Here is a 17,260-nt window from a genome sequence, read left to right on the forward strand (position 1 = left end):
GCTCGATGAATCCCTCCCGCCTCTTCATTCTCCGGCCGGTCGGCACCGCCCTCCTGATGGCGGCGATCATGCTGGCCGGTCTCGTCGCGCTGCGCTTCCTGCCGCTCGCCGCCCTGCCCGAGGTCGACTACCCGACGATCCAGGTCCAGACCTTCTATCCGGGCGCGAGCCCGGAGGTGATGACGTCGGCGGTCACCGCGCCGCTGGAGCGGCAGTTCGGCCAGATGCCGTCGCTGAACCAGATGTCGTCGCAAAGCTCGGCCGGCGCGTCGGTGATCACGCTGCAGTTCTCGCTCGACCTGCCGCTCGACATCGCCGAACAGGAAGTGCAGGCCGCGATCAACGCGGCCGGCAACCTGCTGCCGTCCGACCTCCCTGCCCCGCCGATCTACGCGAAGGTCAACCCGGCCGACGCGCCGGTGCTGACCCTCGCGATCACGTCGAAGACCCTGCCGCTCACCCAGGTGCAGGACCTGACCGACACGCGTCTCGCGATGAAGATCTCGCAGATCGCGGGCGTCGGCCTCGTCAGCCTGTCGGGCGGCAACCGGCCGGCCGTGCGGATCCAGGCGAACCCGACCGCGCTCGCGCAGTACGGGATGAACCTCGACGACCTGCGCACGACGATCTCGAACCTGAACGTGAACACGCCGAAGGGCAACTTCGACGGCCCGACGCGCGCGTACACGATCAACGCGAACGACCAGCTCACCAGCGCCGATCAATACAACGACGCGGTCGTCGCCTACAAGAGCGGCCGCCCGGTGATGCTGACCGACGTCGCGAAGATCGTCGCCGGCTCCGAGAACACCAAGCTCGGCGCGTGGGTCAATGCGGAGCCCGCGATCATCCTGAACGTGCAGCGCCAGCCGGGCGCGAACGTGATCGCGACCGTCGACGCGATCAAGGCGCAGCTGCCGAAGCTGCAGGAGACGCTGCCCGCAGCGCTCGACGTGCAGATCGTCACCGACCGCACGACGATGATCCGCGCCGCCGTGCGCGACGTGCAGTTCGAGCTGCTGCTCGCGGTCGCGCTGGTCGTGCTGGTGATGTACCTGTTCCTCGCGAACGTCTACGCGACCATCATCCCGAGCCTGTCGGTGCCGCTGTCGCTGATCGGCACGCTCGCGGTGATGTACATGGCCGGCTTCTCGCTGAACAACCTGTCGCTGATGGCGCTCACCATCGCGACCGGCTTCGTCGTCGACGACGCGATCGTGATGATCGAGAACATCGCGCGCTACGTCGAGGAAGGCGACACGGGCCTCGAGGCCGCGCTGAAGGGCTCGAGACAGATCGGCTTCACGATCATCTCGCTGACGGTGTCGCTGATCGCGGTGCTGATCCCGCTGCTGTTCATGGGCGACGTGGTCGGCCGCCTGTTCCACGAGTTCGCGATCACGCTCGCGGTGACGATCGTGATCTCGGCGATCGTGTCGCTCACGCTCGTGCCGATGATGTGCGCGAAGCTGCTGCGCCATTCGCCGCCGCCGGAGAGCCACCGCTTCGAGGCGCGCGTGCACCGCGCGATCGACTGGGTGATCGCACGCTACGGGGTCGCGCTCGAATGGGTGCTGAACCGCCAGCGCTCGACGCTCGTCGTCGCGGTGCTGACGCTCGTGCTGACCGGCCTGCTCTACGTGTTCATACCGAAGGGCTTCTTCCCCGCGCAGGATACCGGCGTGATCCAGGCGATCACGCAGGCGCCGCAGTCGATCTCGTACGGCGCGATGGCCGAACGCCAGCAGGCGCTCGCGGCCGAGATCCTGAAGGATCCGAACGTCGCGAGCCTCACGTCGTTCATCGGCGTCGACGGCAGCAACATCACGCTGAACAGCGGCCGGATGCTGATCAACCTGAAGGCGCGCGACGCCCGCTCCGAATCGTCCGCGCAGATCATCCGCGACCTGCAGCAGCGTGTCGCGAACGTGACCGGCATCTCGCTGTTCATGCAGTCGGTGCAGGACCTGACGATCGACTCGACCGTGAGCCCGACGCAGTACCAGTTCATGCTAACGAGCCCGAACCCGGACGAGTTCGCGACCTGGGTGCCGAAGCTCGTCACGCGGCTGCAGAAGGAGCCGTCGCTCGCCGACGTCGCGACCGACCTGCAGAGCAACGGCCAGTCGGTCTACATCGAGATCGACCGCGCGAGCGCCGCGCGCTTCGGCATCACGCCGGCGACCGTCGACAACGCGCTGTACGACGCGTTCGGCCAGCGCATCGTGTCGACCATCTTCACGCAGTCGAACCAGTATCGCGTGATTCTCGAGTCGGAGCCGAAGGAGCAGCATTACGCCGAATCGCTGAGCGACATCTACCTGCCATCCGCGGGCGGCGGCCAGGTGCCGCTGTCGTCGATCGCGTCGTTCCACGAGCGGCCGTCGCCGCTGCTCGTCGCGCACCTGTCGCAGTTCCCGTCGACGACGATCTCGTTCAACCTCGCGCCGGGCGCGTCGCTCGGCGAGGCCGTGAAGGCGATCGAGGCCGCCGAGAAGGACATCAGCCTGCCCGCGTCGTTCCAGACGCGCTTCCAGGGTGCGGCGCTCGCGTTCCAGGCGTCGCTGTCGAACCAGCTGTTCCTGATCCTCGCGGCCGTCGTCACGATGTACATCGTGCTCGGCGTGCTCTACGAGAGCTACATCCACCCGATCACGATCCTGTCGACGCTGCCGTCGGCCGGCGTCGGCGCGCTGCTTGCGCTGATGATCACCGGGCACGACCTCGACATCATCGGGATCATCGGGATCGTGCTGCTGATCGGCATCGTGAAGAAGAACGCGATCATGATGATCGACTTCGCGCTCGAAGCCGAGCGGGTCGAAGGCAAGCCGCCGCGCGAGGCGATCTACCAGGCGTGCCTGCTGCGCTTCCGGCCGATCCTGATGACGACGCTCGCCGCGCTGCTCGGCGCGGTGCCGCTGATCGTCGGCGCGGGTGCGGGCTCCGAGCTGCGCCAGCCGCTCGGGATCGCGATCGCGGGCGGCCTGATCGTGTCGCAGGTGCTGACGCTGTTCACGACGCCGGTGATCTACCTCGGCTTCGACAGCCTCGCACGCCGCGTGCGCGGCTGGTTCGAGCGGCACGGCCCCGGCGCCGGCGCGCGCACGGACGTGTAAGCAATGAACCTGTCGCGCCCCTTCATCACCCGCCCCGTCGCGACGACGCTGCTCGCGCTCGGCGTCGCGCTCGCGGGCCTGTTCGCGTTCATCAGGCTGCCGGTGTCGCCGCTGCCGCAGGTCGACTTCCCGACCATCTCGGTGCAGGCGTCGCTGCCCGGCGCGAGCCCCGAGACGGTCGCGACCAGCGTGACGAGCCCGCTCGAGCGGCACCTCGGCTCGATCGCCGACGTCAGCGAAATGACGTCGACCAGTACCGTCGGCAACGCGCGGATCACCCTGCAGTTCGGGCTGAACCGCGACATCGACGGCGCCGCGCGCGACGTGCAGGCCGCGATCAACGCGGCGCGCGCCGACCTGCCCGCGTCGCTCAGGAGCAACCCGACGTATCGCAAGGTCAACCCGGCCGACTCGCCGATCATGATCGTGTCGCTCACGTCGGAAACGTCGTCGCCCGCGAAACTGTACGACGCCGCATCGACGGTGCTGCAGCAGTCGCTGTCGCAGATCGACGGGATCGGCCAGGTGTCGGTGAGCGGCTCCGCGAACCCGGCCGTGCGCGTCGAGCTCGAGCCGCGCGCGCTGTTCCACTACGGGATCGGCCTCGAGGACGTGCGGGCCGCGCTCGCGTCCGCGAACGCCAACAGTCCGAAGGGCGCGATCGAATTCGGCCCGAAGCACTACCAGCTCTATACGAACGACCAGGCGTCGCAGGCGTCGCAGTACAGCGACCTCGTCGTCGCTTACCGCAAAGGCGCGGCCGTGCGGCTGTCCGACCTGTCCGAGGTCGTGGACGGCGTCGAGGACCTGCGCAACCTCGGTTTGTCGAACGGCAAGCGCGCGGTGCTCGTGATCCTCTACCGCTCGCCCGGCGCGAACATCATCGAGACGATCGACCGCGTGCGCGCGGCGCTGCCGCAGCTCACCGCGTCGCTGCCGGCCGACATCACGGTCACGCCGGTGCTCGACCGTTCGACGACGATCCGTGCGTCGCTGAAGGACACCGAGCACACGCTGCTGATCGCGGTCAGCCTGGTCGTGATGGTCGTGTTCCTGTTCCTGCGCAACTGGCGCGCGACGCTGATCCCGAGCGTCGCGGTGCCGATCTCGATCGTCGGCACGTTCGGCGCGATGTACCTGCTCGGCTTCTCGATCGACAACCTGTCGCTGATGGCGCTGATCGTCGCGACCGGCTTCGTCGTCGACGATGCGATCGTCGTGCTCGAGAACATCACGCGCCACATCGAGAACGGCAAGCCGAGGTTGCAGGCCGCGTTCGACGGCGCGCGCGAGGTCGGCTTCACGGTGCTGTCGATGAGCATCTCGCTCGTCGCGGTGTTCCTGCCGATCCTGCTGATGGGCGGCATCGTCGGGCGGCTGTTCCGCGAGTTCGCGCTGACGTTGTCGCTCGCGATCGGCGTGTCGCTCGCGGTGTCGCTCACCGTCACGCCGATGATGTGCGCGCGGCTGCTGCGCGAAGCGCACGAGGTGCAGGAGGAAGGCCGCCTCGGCCGCTTCCTCGAGCGCTTCTTCACGCGGATGCAGCGCGGCTACGAACGCTCGCTGTCGTGGGCGCTGCGCCGCCCGCTGCTGGTGCTGCTGATCCTGTTCGCGACGATCGGGCTGAACGTCTACCTGTACATCATCGTGCCGAAGGGCTTCTTCCCGCAGCAGGACACCGGGCTGATGATCGGCGGCATCCAGGCCGACCAGTCGACCTCGTTCCAGGCGATGAAGCTGAAGTTCGCCGAGATGATGCGGATCGTGCAGGCGAACCCGAACGTGAAGAGCGTCGCGGGCTTCACCGGCGGCACGCAGACCAACTCGGGCTTCATGTTCGTGACGCTGAAGGACCGCACCGAGCGCAAGCTGTCGGCCGACCAGGTGATCCAGCAGCTGCGCAGGCCGCTGTCGGACGTCGCGGGCGCGCGCACGTTCCTGCAGGCCGCGCAGGACATCCGCGTCGGCGGCCGGCAAAGCAGCGCGCAGTACCAGTTCACGCTGCTCGGCGATTCGAGCGCCGAGCTGTACAAGTGGGCGCCGCTCCTGACCGAGGCGCTGCAAAAGCGCGCCGAGCTGACCGACGTGAACTCCGACCAGCAGCAAGGCGGCCTCGAGGCGATGGTGACGATCGACCGCGCGAGCGCCGCGCGGCTCGGCATCAAGCCCGCGCAGATCGACAACACGCTGTACGACGCGTTCGGCCAGCGCCAGGTCTCGACGATCTACAACCCGCTGAACCAGTACCACGTCGTGATGGAGGTCGCGCCGAAATACTGGCAGAGCCCGGAGATGCTGAACCAGGTGTGGATCAGTACGTCGGGCGGCAGCGCGAACGGCTCGCAGACCACCAACGCCGCGGCCGGCACCTTCGTCGCGACCTCGGCCGGCACGTCGAGCGCCGGCACGGCCGCCACCAGCGCCGCGGCGATCGCGTCCGATTCCGCGCGCAACCAGGCGCTGAACTCGATCGCGTCGAGCGGCAAGTCGAGCGCGTCGTCGGGCGCGGCGGTGTCGACGTCGAAGTCGACGATGATTCCGCTGTCCGCGATCGCGACCTTCGGCCCGAGCACGACGCCGCTGTCGGTCAACCACCAGGGGCTGTTCGTCGCGACGACGATCTCGTTCAACCTGCCGCCGGGCGTGTCGCTGTCGCAGGCGACCCAGGTGATCTACCAGACGATGGCGCAGATCGGCGTGCCGCCGACGATCGTCGGCAGCTTCCAGGGCACCGCGCAGGCGTTCCAGCAGTCGCTGAACAACCAGCCGATCCTGATTCTCGCGGCGCTGCTGGCCGTCTACATCGTGCTCGGGATCCTGTACGAGAGCTACATCCACCCGATCACGATCCTGTCGACGCTGCCGTCGGCCGGCGTCGGCGCCCTCCTCGCGCTGCTGCTGTTCAAGACCGAGTTCAGCATCATCGCGCTGATCGGCGTGATCCTGCTGATCGGTATCGTGAAGAAAAACGCGATCATGATGGTCGACTTCGCGATCGACCAGACGCGCAACGGCAACAAATCGTCGTTCGATGCGATCCACGAGGCGTGCCTGCTGCGCTTCCGGCCGATCATGATGACCACGATGGCGGCACTCCTCGGCGCGCTGCCGCTCGCATTCGGCCACGGCGACGGCGCCGAGCTGCGCGCGCCGCTCGGGATCGCGATCGCCGGCGGCCTGATCATGTCGCAGGTGCTGACGCTCTATACGACGCCGGTCGTCTATCTGTACATGGACCGGTTCCGCGTGTGGGGCGAAAAGCGCCGCAACCGCCGCGGCAATTCGGGCGGACCGGCGGTGGCCGGGGAGTAAGCGGACCACGGGCAGGCGGCCGCGCCACGCGGCCGCCTGACAGGCTTGCACGCCGGCGGCGATCGGCTATCGTGTGTCCATGCCCACCCTCGCGCCCCGTCCCGGGGACCCGCCATGAACGTCCAGCTGAACCATACGATCGTCTGGTGCCGCGACAAGCACGCATCGAGCCGCTTCCTCACCGAACTTCTGGAATTGCCGGCGCCGACGCCGTTCGGCGCGATGCTGGTCGTCCAGCTCGACAACGGCGTGTCGCTCGATTTTTACGAAAAAGAGGGGGAGATCACCGCTCAGCACTACGCGTTCCTGACCGACGAGGCCGGCTTCGACCGCGTGTTCGCGCGCATTCGCGCGCGCGGCCTGCCGCACTGGGCCGATCCGGCGAAGCGGCAGCCCGGTGAGATCTACCGCCATGACGGCGGGCGTGGTGTGTATTTCGACGATCCGGACGGTCACTTCCTCGAGGTGATGACGCGGCCGTACGTGCTGAACGGATAACGAAGCGCGTCGGCCGGTGTTGCACCGGCCGACGCAGCGGCGCGGGCAGCGCCCTCGGTCGGACGCCGTCCCGCCCGGACGCCCTCTGACGCCCGCTGACTCCGTTACTCGGCGGCGGCAGCCGTCTTGCGCGGACGGCGCGCGCGGGTCGCCGTCTTGCGGGCTGGCTTCTTCGGCTTGGCGCCGGCTGCTGCGTCGGCGGCCGCTTCAACGGTCGATTCGGCGGTCGGTGCGGCTTCGTGCGACGGCTGCGCGGCAGCCGCCGAGGCACCGTACTCGCCGGCCGTCGGCGCCGCGTGCTGCGCCGCGACGTGCCGGTCCTCGCCGTGCTCCGCGTCGCGATGTGTCGCTTCTGCATGCTTGCCTTCCGCATGCTTGTCGCCACCGTGCTTCGCACCGCCGTGCGCGGCCTCGTCCGGATTCGCCGCCGTGTGACGGCCGGCCCCCTTCGCATCGCCCGCCTGCTTCACGCCGGCCTTCTTCGCCCCTGCCTTCTTCGCCGCGGTCTTGCGCGCGCGCTTGCGGCCATCCTTCGCGTCACCGTGCGTGTCGGTCGCTTCATTCGCGTCGGCCGTCGCGGCCGGCACGAGCGCCGCTTCGTTCACGAAGTCGACGACGTCCGCGTCGTCGGCATCGGCCCGCACGCTTTCACCGACAGCCGCTTCCGCCTGCTGCCCGCGGCGTCGCGGCTCGCGCTCGGCCGTTGCGGCTTCCCCGTGGCGCCCGCCGTGACCGTGCTGCGCGCCGCCCGTATCGCGCGCCGCCGCCACCGGCTCGGCCGCCGCCGCGGACTGGCGCGGCCGCGACACGAACGCGCCCGACTTGTCGTCGCGTCCCACCTCGAGCAGGCCGCGCGCCTGCGCTTCGTCGAGCAGGTTGCCGAATGCGCGGAAACCGTAATACGACTCGTTGAAGTCCGGCTTGCGGCGCTTGATCGCGCTCTTGAGCACCGACGCCCAGATCTTGCCGACGTCGTCGCGCTCCGAGGCCAGCGCATCGAACGTCTCGACCGCGAGCGCGATCGCCTCGCTGCGGCGCACTTCCAGTTCCGGCTTGCGCGACGGCTCGTCGGCGCGCTTCGCGCCGCCGTTGCCGGTGCGCTGCTGTTCGCGCTTCGCCAGCGCGCGCTGCTGCTCGCGCACCAGGTCGTCGTAGAAGATGAATTCGTCGCAGTTCGCGACCAGCAGGTCCGACGTCGACTTCTTCACGCCGACCCCGATCACCTTCTTCGCGTTCTCGCGCAGCTTCGACACGAGCGGCGAGAAATCCGAGTCGCCGCTGATGATCACGAACGTATCGACATGCGACTTCGTGTAGCAGAGATCGAGCGCGTCCACGACGAGCCGGATGTCGGCCGAATTCTTGCCCGACTGGCGCACGTGCGGAATCTCGATCAGCTCGAAGCTCGCCTCGTGCATCGAGGCCTTGAAGCCCTTGTAGCGCTCCCAGTCGCAATAGGCCTTCTTCACGACGATGCTGCCCTTCAGCAGCAGCCGCTCCAGCACGGGCTTGATGTCGAATTTCTCGTACTTCGCGTCGCGCACGCCGAGCGCGACGTTCTCGAAGTCGCAGAATACGGCCATGCTGACGTTGTCCAGGGGTAATGCCATGTGTACTCCAACCGGTTGGTCGCCGCGTTGTATTGCCTGGCGGCGAAAAATGCATCGCGCACATGATAGCCGGTCGGCGGGGCGATTCCGCGATCCGTGCGCGCGAGCGCGCGGAGACGGGGCGCCGCGCCGGCCGTTTCGGTGCGGTACAGCCCCAATTACCCGAGCGCCGCCGCCCCGATCGACATACACTTGAGTATCGGTCGTCCGTCCCTATCTGGAAGGACGACGCATCGAGCAAGGAGCGGTTTCATGACGACGAAGGTATTGCTGATTGGCGCGACCGGCCGCACCGGCCGGGCCTGCGCGGATCTGCTGCTGGAGCAGCCGGAATTCGAGGTGACTGCGCTGGTGCGCCGGCACGGCTATGCGCTGCCGGGCGCGAAGGTCGTCGAGGCCGATCTGACGGGCGATTTCTCGCACGCGTTCCAGGGCATCACGCACGTGATCTACGCGGCCGGCTCGGCGGAATCGGAAGGCGCCGCCGAAGAGGAGCAGATCGACCGCGACGCGGTCGCGCGCGCGGCCGAGCATGCGCTCGCCTACAACGTGCAGAAGCTGGTCGTGATCAGTTCGCTGACCGCGTACTGGCCGGAGCGCAGCGGCGACGCGCTGCGCCACTACTCGCAGATGAAGCGCGAAGGTGACGACCGCGTGATCGCGTCGGGCATCGATTACGTGATCCTGCGCCCCGGCCCGCTCGCGGACGGCCCGGGCGTCGGCAAGATCGCGCTGACCGAGGAGCCGCTCGACGCAGCGCCGCCGGTGTCGCGCCAGGATGTCGCGTGGGCCGCGATCGAGGCGATCAAGCTGGGCATTTCGCGCAAGGTCATCGGCTTCGTCGGCGGCAGCGTGCCGATCGAACAGGCATTGCGCGCCTGACGCTTGCCCGGCCTGCCCGCGCCGCCACGGGGCGGCCGCGTGTCATCGCGCCTGCGGCCCGCGAAGCGGGCCGCTTTACGGCGGGCTGACCGCCTGCTCGTGGCTGCTTACGGCTTCGGATGCGCGTCGGCCCACGCCTTCACCGCGCCGAGCGTGTTCTCGACATGCTTGTCGGGCGACAGGCTCGTATATTCGTACAACACCTTCCCTTCCGGCGAAATCACGTAGGACACGCGGTTCGCGCGATCGAGCGCGGGCAGCTTCGCGTCGTATTCGCGGATGATCTTCGCGTCCGGATCGGCCGCGACCGGGAACTTGCTGCGGCACTCGCTCACCGAGAACTTCGTCAGCGTGTCGATGTTGTCCGCGGATACGCCGATCACCGTCGCGCCGTAAGCCTTGTAACGATCGACCGCATCCGCGAACGCATGCGCCTCGATGGTGCAGCCCTTCGTGAACGCGGCCGGATAGAAGTACAGCACGACCGGCCCGTGCTTCAGCGCATCGGCCAGCGAGTACGTGTAAGTCTTGCCGCCCAGCGACGCCTGCGTCGTGAAAGGGGGCGCCGCGTCGCCCGGCTTCAGTTCCGCCTGCGCGACCCGCGCATGACCGGCCACCAGCAGCGCCGCCGCGGCGCCCACCCATAGTTTTCGCTTCATCTGCGTCCTCATTTCTTATAAAGTCAGCCTCGATGTAGGCCGTATCGGCGTTCGCCTGTCGAACGCCGATGTGCGCGACCCGGTCCAGCGGCCGTGCCAGCCGCGGCCGGCCGGTTAAAGATTTTGCGCAGCCTGCCGTTATTTCTTCCGGACAACCAGTTCCAGCCCTTCACGTCAGCGAGACACATGGAAGCCAACAGGAAACAGACGCCACGCAAGGGCTCCTGGCGCAATGCCTTGCATACGCTGCGCCGCTTCGCCTGGTCGGGCGGCGCGCTGATGCCTGCGCGCGCCGGCGCGCCGCGCCGCGACGACACCGTGCGCAACTGGCTGGAACAGACGGTCGGCACGGTGGACTTCCTCGCCCATGTCGACCGCGAGCTGCGTTTCCTGTACGTGTCCGATGCGAGCCTGCGCTTCATCGGCTATCACCGCGACTACCTGCACACGCTGACGCTGCGCGACCTGATCGCGGAACAGGATACCGCGACGCTCGAAGGCCTGCTTGCACGCGCCGCGCGCTCCGGCCAGGTCGAGAAGGCGACGATGTGCATCGTCAAGTCGCTCACGTATCCGCTCGACGTCGAGGTCCGCGCGTTCAAGAGCCGCCACCACGGCGTCGACGGCTTCGCGATCGCGGCGTTCGACGTGTCGGCCTGGCGTGCGCTCGAGGCCCGCCTGACGTACGAGATGCACCACGACCCGATGACGGGGCTCGGCAACCTGTCCGCACTCGTGCCGGCGCTGATGCGCGCCCAGCAGGCCGCCGACGAAAGCGGCACCTGCGCCGCCCTGCTGCTGCTCGACCTCGACGACTACCAGCGCATCAACCGCGCGCTCGGCTACGACGCCGGCGACACGCTGTTGCGCGACACCGCCCAGCGGCTGCAGGGGCTCGTCGCGCCCGGCGAGCAACTCGCGCGTGTCGCGAGCGACAAGTTCGCGGTCGTGCTCACCGCACCGGACCGCGCACACGCGAGCAATGCCGCGGACGCGCTCGCGCGCCGGCTGCAGGCCGCGGTGCGCGAACCTTACGCGTACCAGGGGCAGACCGTCCACCTGTCCGCGAGCATCGGCATCGCCGTGTACCCGGACGAACGGGCTGCGCCCCATCGCGCGCAGCATCACAGCCCGCTGCTGCGCCGCGCCGACCACGCACTCGCGCAGGCGAAGGCATCGGGCGGCAACGCGCTCGCGTTTCACGCGCCGGTCGACGATCCGGCCGACGCCGAGCGGCTCAAGCTCGAAGCCGACCTGTACGACGGCGTGCGCAACGGCGAGTTCTCGCTCCACTTCCAGCCGATCACGCGCAGCCAGTCGGGGGCGGTGGACGGCGTCGAGGCGCTGATCCGCTGGCGTCATCCGGTGCACGGCCTCGTGCCGCCGGCAACCTTCATTCCGCTCGCCGAATCGATCGGCCTGATCAACTATCTCGGCAACTGGGTGCTCAAGGCCGCGTGCATGCAGCTCGTCGCCTGGGATCGCCAGGGGCTCGCGCTGCAGTACGTGGCGGTCAACGTGTCGCCGCAGCAGTTCCGCGACCCGCGCTTCACGCAGAGCGTGCGCGAGGCGATCGCGCTGACGGGCATCGATCCGCGCCGCATCGTGCTGGAAATCACCGAAAGCCTGCTGATGCACGACCCCGTGCAGGCAAAGGGGCTGCTCGAGGAGCTGACCGAGCTCGGCATCCGCTTCGCGATCGACGATTTCGGCACCGGCTATTCGAGCCTCGCCTACCTGCAGCGCTTCCCGCTCGCGAAGCTGAAGATCGACCGCAGCTTCGTCGAGAACCTGCTGACGTCGCGCAACGACCGCGCGATCGTGTCGGCGGTGGTCGGCCTCGCGCAGACGCTCGATCTCGAACTCGTCGCGGAAGGCGTCGAGACCGAGGCACAGCGCGAACTGCTGACCGAGATGGGCTGCAACCACATCCAGGGCTGGCTCGTGTGCCAGGCGCTGCCGTCCGAGGAACTCGCACGGCGCTTCGAGGCGCAGCAGCTGCGCCTGCACGCCGCCTGACGCGCGCGGCGAACCGGATAGATCCGTATGTCAATCACCGCACACCTGCCCCGCACGGCGCTGCTCGACAAGCTGTGGGCCCGGATGAACGAACGGGGCGACTTCCCGCTGCTGTCGGAGTCGCTGCGCGCGACGATGGCCGCGATGAAGAACGACGACCTCGACTTCACCGCGCTCGTGCGCGTCGTGCTGTCGGATTTCGCGCTCACGCAGAAAGTCCTGCGGCTCGCCAATTCCGCGATGTACATGGCGTTCGGCGGCAACATCACGACCGTCACGCGGGCGCTGATGGTGCTCGGCATGGACACGGTCGGCCATCTGGTCGTCGGGCTGAAGCTCGTCGACCACTTCCACCACAGCACGCCGCGCCGCATCGACGCGAAGCTCGAGCTGAACCGCGCGCTGCTGTCCGGCTGCGTCGCCCGCAAGCTCACCGAGCATGCGGAGCTGCGCGGCGGCGAGGAAGCCGTCGTCTGCACGCTGATGCGCCAGGTCGGCAAGCTGCTGGTGGTCTGCTATCTCGACAGCGAATGGGACCGGATCCGCCGTCGCGCCGCCGAGCTGGACGGCGACGATGCGGCCGCGTGCATCGACGTGCTCGGCGTCGGCTTCGACGAGATCGGTATCGAGGCCGCCGCGAACTGGCGGCTGCCCGACGTGATCCGCGCCGGGATGGCCGACGGCGACGGCAGTACCGCGCATGCCGCGAGCCTCGACGAGGACGATGACGACGCCGATCGCCAGCGCTCCCGCGACGCGTGCGCCGACGACAGCCCCGGCCGCGTACGCTGGCTGCGCGCGGTGAGCCGCTGCTCGACCGATGTCGCCGGTGCGCTCGCGATGCCCGCGGGGCCGCAGCGCGACGCGCACATCGCGGTGCTCGCGCAGCACTACAGCCAGGAGCTGGACATCGACGCCGACGCGCTGGTGGCGATCGCCGACCGGCTCGCATCCGAGGAAGCGAGCGACACCGTGATGCGCGAGATCGTCGAGTTGCGCGCGAACGCCGACGCGATCGCGCGGGCGCAGCCCGATCCCGAGGCATGCCTCGAGGCCGGTCTCGCGGACCTGCGCGCGCTGCCGTCCGAGCACGTGCTGACGCCGGTGCTCGCGCTCGCGTCGGAAAGCCTGCTCGCGGGCCTCGCGTTCACGCGCACCGTGATGTTCGTGCGCCGGGAAGACGGCGCGTTCGCCGCGCGTCTCGGCTTCGGCCCGGGCGTCGATGCGGCGCTCGACCGGCTGTGCTTCGACGAGCGCTTCGAGCCGGACGTGTTCCATCTCGCGATCACGAACTCGGTCGGCATCTTCATCGAGCAGGCGCAGGACCCGAAGATGGTGAAGCGCCTGCCCGCGTGGTATCTCGACGCGCTTCCGGACACGCGCGCGTTCGTGCTGCTGCCGGTGCGCGTCGGCGCGAAAACGGTCGGCCTGCTGTACGGCGACTGGGCCGGCGCGCAGCCGGCGCGCAAGATCACGCAGCAGGAGATGAGCGTGCTCAACGAACTCGCGCGCGAACTGGGGCGGTTCTTTCCCGCGTAATCGGCGTGATGCGGGCGGCGCCCCAAAAGCAAACCGGCCGCAAAAGCGGCCGGCTGCAGGTACGACGGATCGAAATGCTTACTTGAGCGTGACCGGCACGCTGAAGTACTTCTTCGCGAGGTTGTCGATCGTGCCGTCGGCCTTCAGTTCCTTCAGCGCCTGATCGAGCGCGGTCTTCAGCGCCGCGTCGTTCTTGCGCAGACCGAAGCCGACGCCCGAACCGAGGATCTCGGCATCGCTGACCGTGCCGCCCGCGAAGCCGAAGCCCTGGCCTTGCGGCTTCGACAGGAAGCCCTTCGAGCCCGCCTCCGAATCCTGGAACGCCGCGTCGAGACGGCCCGACTTCAGGTCGGCGTAGGCCAGGTCCTGCGTCTGGTACGGCACGACTTCGACGCCGGCCGGCGCCCACTTCTTCTTCGCGTACGCTTCCTGGATCGTGCCCTGCAGCACGCCGACGCGCTTGCCCTTCAGTGCTTGCGGGGTCGGCTGCAGGCCGCTGCCCTGCTTCGCGATCAGCTGGTTCGGGATCGTGTAGATCGGATCGGTGAACGCGATCGCGTGCTTGCGCTGGTCGGTGATCGTCATGTCCGAGTTGATCGCGTCGAACTTGCGCGCCTGCAGCGCGGGGATCAGGCCGTCGAAGTCGTTCTCGACCCACACGCACTTCGTCTTCAGCTTCGCGCACACCGCGTTGCCGATGTCGATGTCGAAGCCGGTCAGCTTGCCGTCGGGCGTCTTGTATTCGAACGGCGCGTACGAGGCCTCGACGCCGAACCGGATCTCCTTCAGATCCGCTGCCATCGCGCTGCCTGCCGCCACGGCCGATGCCGCCACTACCGCGTGCGCGGCCACTTTACGCCAATCCAACTTCATCAGGTGTTCTCCTCGATACTCGAATGTTCCGGAACTACGGGCGCATGCATCATCGCAGGGTCGGATGACGACGCCAATGCCGATGCCGCGCCTTGATGCGGCGCAACAGCCGCAAGGCCGCGATTGTACCAATCCGCGCGGCCCGGCACGGCAAAGCGGCCGCCGGCCCGCGATGCTGCGCTGCGTGCGCGATGACGGCAGGATGCGCCGTCGAACTTGCAAGACGATGTCGCAAATACGCAAGCGCGACGCACGGGCCGTCTGCGCGGCATGCGGGCGTCGATCGCAAAAAAGGGAAATGCGGCCGGACGATGCGCGTGCCGCGGCCCCCGCAGCCACGCGCCACCGGCCTTGGATCAGACGAGTGCGGCCAGCGTCTCGCGCGTCGTATCGACCACGAGCAGGCCCGCGCGCAGGCCCGGCTTCACGGCCGGATTCGGAAACACGATGCGCTCCTCGTCGTGCTGCACCGTGTAGCGGTAGTCGCCGTCCTGCGCGAGTACCGTGCCGCGCGCGAACGCGGTGAAATTCGCGACGTCGGCCGCGACGAACAGCTCGAGCGCATCGCTCTGCTTCGTGATCTGGTCGATCACGGTGAACACGCGCGGCAACGCGGCGTCGACGTCGCGCGGCGCACCGGACACGAGCTTGCGCACCGCACGGTCCGCCGGCGCGAAGCGCGACAGGTCGTTCTGGCCGAACGGCCGCACCTTGCCGAGTTCGAGCGTGCACGCGAGCGCGCCGCAGTGCTCGGCCGTGTAATGCGAATACGTGTTGCCCTTCGCGGTATGCAGCAGCACGGCCGCGATGCGCGCATCGCCGAGCCATTCGACCATCTTGCGGGCAGGCGGCGTGCCCGTGTGCGGCAGCAGCGCGAACTGTTCGAACACCGATGCGCGGATCGCCGTGTGCATGTCGACGTGCCAGCGCGCGCTGCCGGCCGGCGCGGCCGCGAAGAACGCGGCGGCCGCCGCTTCGAGCTGCACCGCGCGCGGCGCTTCGCGGCTCGCGGGTACTTGCGCGTGACGGCCGCTGAACAGGCGGTTCAGGTCGTCGTCGAGATAGCGTGCGCCCGCGCGCATGGCCGGCACGTTGCCGAGCACGACGAGCAGCCGGCACGCGAGCGGCAACGTGCCCGCCGCGAGATCGCGCACGAGCATCGACAGCAGCTCGATCGGCGCGGTCTCGTCGCCATGCACGCCGGCCGACACGAGCACGCTCGCACGCGCCGCAGCGCCCGCTTCATCCGCTGCCGGCTCGAGCGCGAGCAGCCCGTCGCCGAGCCAATGCCAGCGTACCGCGCCGTTCGCGCACGTGCCGACCTTCACGGCCGGCGCGTCGCCCGCGAGCGTGAACGCGAGGAAGTCGTCGAGCAGCACGGCGGCCGGCACGCGGGACTCAGCGCTGGAAGTCATACAGCGACCCGACGCGCAGGATCTGCGTGAGCTCGTCGAGCGCCGTGCGCGATTCGTCGAGCAGCGTCGGATCGGCGAGGTCTTCCGGTGCGAGACGGTCGCGGTAGTGCTTTTCGATCCACGCGTCGAGCGACGCGAACAGCGTGTCGTTGATCCACACGTTCGACGTGACGGCCGCACGCTCGGCGTCGTTCAGCACGACGCGCAGGCGCAGGCAAGCCGGGCCGCCGCCGTTCTTCATGCTTTCGCGCAGGTCGAACACGAGCACGTCGCGGATCGGGCCGTTGCCGGCCGCGAGCTGGTCGAGATAGGCGGCAACGTTCGCGTTCTCGCGGCATTCCTGCGGCACGACGAGCACCTGCGAGCCGTCCGCGCGCGACAGCAGCTGGCTGTTGAACAGGTACGACGTGACCGCATCGTTCACGCTCACGGCCGCATCGGGCACCTCGATCACGTTCAGCCGCGCGCCGCGCGCGTCGAGCGTGGCCGTCAGCGTGTCGTAGATCGCCTGCTTGTTGACGAACGCGCGCTCGTGCGTGAACAGCGTGTCGCGGTTGCCGACCGAGATCACGTCGTTGTGGAACACGCCTGCATCGATCACGTCCGGATCCTGCTGCGCATAGACCGTCGCCGTTTCGGCGAGACCGTGGCGATGCGCGACCGCGCGGCTCGCCTCGAAGGTCTGGCGCGCCGGGAAGCGCTTCGGCTCCACGCCGCGGCGGTATTCCGCGCGGCCGTACACGAAGAACTCGACGCCCGGCAGGCCGTATTCGGCGCAAAAGCGCGTGTGGTTGGCCGCGCCCTCGTCGCCGAGTGCCGGCGTGCCCGTCAGCGCCTCGTGCACCGCGAAGTGCGCGGGATCGGCGAACAGCGTCGACAGCGTGCGGCGCGTCGCTTCGTGCTCGATCGCGCGATGCAGCTTGCTGCACAGGTTGGCCGGCGTGAAGTGCACGCGGCCGTCGCTCGTGTCGGCCGACGGGCTGACGGTCGCCGCGTTCGCGGTCCACATCGCCGACGCCGAGCTCGCCGCGGCGAGCAGCTCCGGCGCCTGCTTCGCGGCCTTCGCGATCACGTCCGCGTCCTTGCCGGAGAAGCCGAGCTCGCGCAGCAGGCGCAGCGACGGGCGCTCCTGCGGCGGCAGCACGCCTTGCGCGAAGCCGAGGTCCGCGAGCTGCTTCATCTTGCGCAGCCCCTGCTTCGCGGCGGCCTTCGGATTCGCGGCCGATTTCTCGTTGTTGAGCGACGCCACGTTGCCGAACGACAGCCCGGCGTAGTTGTGGGTCGGGCCGACGAGTCCGTCGAAATTGGCTTCTTGTGCGTTCATCGTCGTTCCC

Annotated in this window: 11 protein-coding genes; 6 read left to right on the plus strand and 5 right to left on the minus strand. The window is 68.6% G+C overall.

The features are described from left to right. The first annotated feature begins 5 nt into the window (after positions 1-5). The 3 genes from DID98_RS16910 to DID98_RS16920 all read left to right on the plus strand — a co-directional run bounded on the left by DID98_RS16910 (position 6) and on the right by DID98_RS16920 (position 6,929). On the plus strand, positions 6-3,119 hold the full coding sequence (locus DID98_RS16910; RefSeq protein WP_124571055.1) for an MdtB/MuxB family multidrug efflux RND transporter permease subunit: 3,114 nt from the start codon (positions 6-8) through the stop codon (positions 3,117-3,119). A 3-nt stretch (positions 3,120-3,122) separates the two neighbouring features. After that, entirely contained in the window at positions 3,123-6,431 is a 3,309-nt protein-coding gene (locus DID98_RS16915) for an efflux RND transporter permease subunit (protein ID WP_124571056.1), read from the plus strand. 114 nt (positions 6,432-6,545) lie between these two features. Next, complete coding sequence (locus tag DID98_RS16920) at positions 6,546-6,929, plus strand: VOC family protein (RefSeq protein WP_374692660.1); 384 nt, start codon at positions 6,546-6,548, stop codon at positions 6,927-6,929. 104 nt (positions 6,930-7,033) lie between these two features. Here the strand turns inward: DID98_RS16920 and DID98_RS16925 are convergent, their stop codons facing one another. Continuing rightward, entirely contained in the window at positions 7,034-8,539 is a 1,506-nt protein-coding gene (locus DID98_RS16925) for an NYN domain-containing protein (protein WP_124521891.1), read from the minus strand. A 252-nt stretch (positions 8,540-8,791) separates the two neighbouring features. Between DID98_RS16925 and DID98_RS16930 the strand changes: the two genes are divergently transcribed. Further along, on the plus strand, positions 8,792-9,421 hold the full coding sequence (locus tag DID98_RS16930; RefSeq protein ID WP_124487395.1) for an SDR family oxidoreductase: 630 nt from the start codon (positions 8,792-8,794) through the stop codon (positions 9,419-9,421). Between the two features lie 107 nt (positions 9,422-9,528). On the opposite strand, the gene DID98_RS16935 is transcribed toward DID98_RS16930, so the two are convergent. Beyond that, a complete protein-coding gene (locus DID98_RS16935; RefSeq protein ID WP_124571058.1) occupies positions 9,529-10,080 on the minus strand; it encodes a peroxiredoxin in 552 nt (183 codons plus the stop codon). Between the two features lie 279 nt (positions 10,081-10,359). Between DID98_RS16935 and cdpA the strand changes: the two genes are divergently transcribed. Together cdpA and DID98_RS16945 are read left to right on the plus strand one after the other, a co-directional pair. Further along, on the plus strand, positions 10,360-12,099 hold the full coding sequence (gene cdpA, locus DID98_RS16940; RefSeq protein WP_221622528.1) for a bifunctional diguanylate cyclase/phosphodiesterase: 1,740 nt from the start codon (positions 10,360-10,362) through the stop codon (positions 12,097-12,099). A 27-nt stretch (positions 12,100-12,126) separates the two neighbouring features. Further along, the gene (locus DID98_RS16945; protein ID WP_124521331.1) at positions 12,127-13,638 is read left to right on the plus strand and encodes an HDOD domain-containing protein; all 1,512 of its coding nucleotides are present in this window, start codon (positions 12,127-12,129) and stop codon (positions 13,636-13,638) included. Positions 13,639-13,716: 78 nt separating this feature from the next. On the opposite strand, the gene DID98_RS16950 is transcribed toward DID98_RS16945, so the two are convergent. From DID98_RS16950 to astB, 3 genes are all read right to left on the minus strand, one after another. After that, positions 13,717-14,511 (minus strand): ABC transporter substrate-binding protein, encoded by a 795-nt coding sequence (locus DID98_RS16950; RefSeq protein WP_044849131.1) that lies wholly within the window; start codon positions 14,509-14,511, stop codon positions 13,717-13,719. Between the two features lie 356 nt (positions 14,512-14,867). Further along, entirely contained in the window at positions 14,868-15,926 is a 1,059-nt protein-coding gene (astE, locus tag DID98_RS16960) for a succinylglutamate desuccinylase (RefSeq protein WP_124571060.1), read from the minus strand. Beyond that, complete coding sequence (gene astB / locus DID98_RS16965; protein WP_044849129.1) at positions 15,910-17,250, minus strand: N-succinylarginine dihydrolase; 1,341 nt, start codon at positions 17,248-17,250, stop codon at positions 15,910-15,912. Before astB ends, astE begins: the two co-directional genes overlap by 17 nt. Positions 17,251-17,260 lie beyond the last annotated feature (10 nt).

The organism is Burkholderia sp. Bp8984 (assembly GCF_003853755.1).
Lineage (GTDB): Bacteria > Pseudomonadota > Gammaproteobacteria > Burkholderiales > Burkholderiaceae > Burkholderia.

Excerpts from the sequence above, each read along its gene's own strand:
- astE (WP_124571060.1), bottom strand. The coding sequence starts at position 15,926 with ATGACTTCCAGCGCTGAGTCCCGCGTGCCGGCCGCCGTGCTGCTCGAC.
- DID98_RS16920 (WP_374692660.1), top strand. The coding sequence starts at position 6,546 with ATGAACGTCCAGCTGAACCATACGATCGTCTGGTGCCGCGACAAGCAC.
- DID98_RS16935 (WP_124571058.1), bottom strand. The coding sequence starts at position 10,080 with ATGAAGCGAAAACTATGGGTGGGCGCCGCGGCGGCGCTGCTGGTGGCC.
- DID98_RS16910 (WP_124571055.1), top strand. The coding sequence starts at position 6 with ATGAATCCCTCCCGCCTCTTCATTCTCCGGCCGGTCGGCACCGCCCTC.
- DID98_RS16950 (WP_044849131.1), bottom strand. The coding sequence starts at position 14,511 with ATGAAGTTGGATTGGCGTAAAGTGGCCGCGCACGCGGTAGTGGCGGCA.
- DID98_RS16930 (WP_124487395.1), top strand. The coding sequence starts at position 8,792 with ATGACGACGAAGGTATTGCTGATTGGCGCGACCGGCCGCACCGGCCGG.
- cdpA (WP_221622528.1), top strand. The coding sequence starts at position 10,360 with ATGCCTGCGCGCGCCGGCGCGCCGCGCCGCGACGACACCGTGCGCAAC.
- astB (WP_044849129.1), bottom strand. The coding sequence starts at position 17,250 with ATGAACGCACAAGAAGCCAATTTCGACGGACTCGTCGGCCCGACCCAC.
- DID98_RS16925 (WP_124521891.1), bottom strand. The coding sequence starts at position 8,539 with ATGGCATTACCCCTGGACAACGTCAGCATGGCCGTATTCTGCGACTTC.
- DID98_RS16945 (WP_124521331.1), top strand. The coding sequence starts at position 12,127 with ATGTCAATCACCGCACACCTGCCCCGCACGGCGCTGCTCGACAAGCTG.
- DID98_RS16915 (WP_124571056.1), top strand. The coding sequence starts at position 3,123 with ATGAACCTGTCGCGCCCCTTCATCACCCGCCCCGTCGCGACGACGCTG.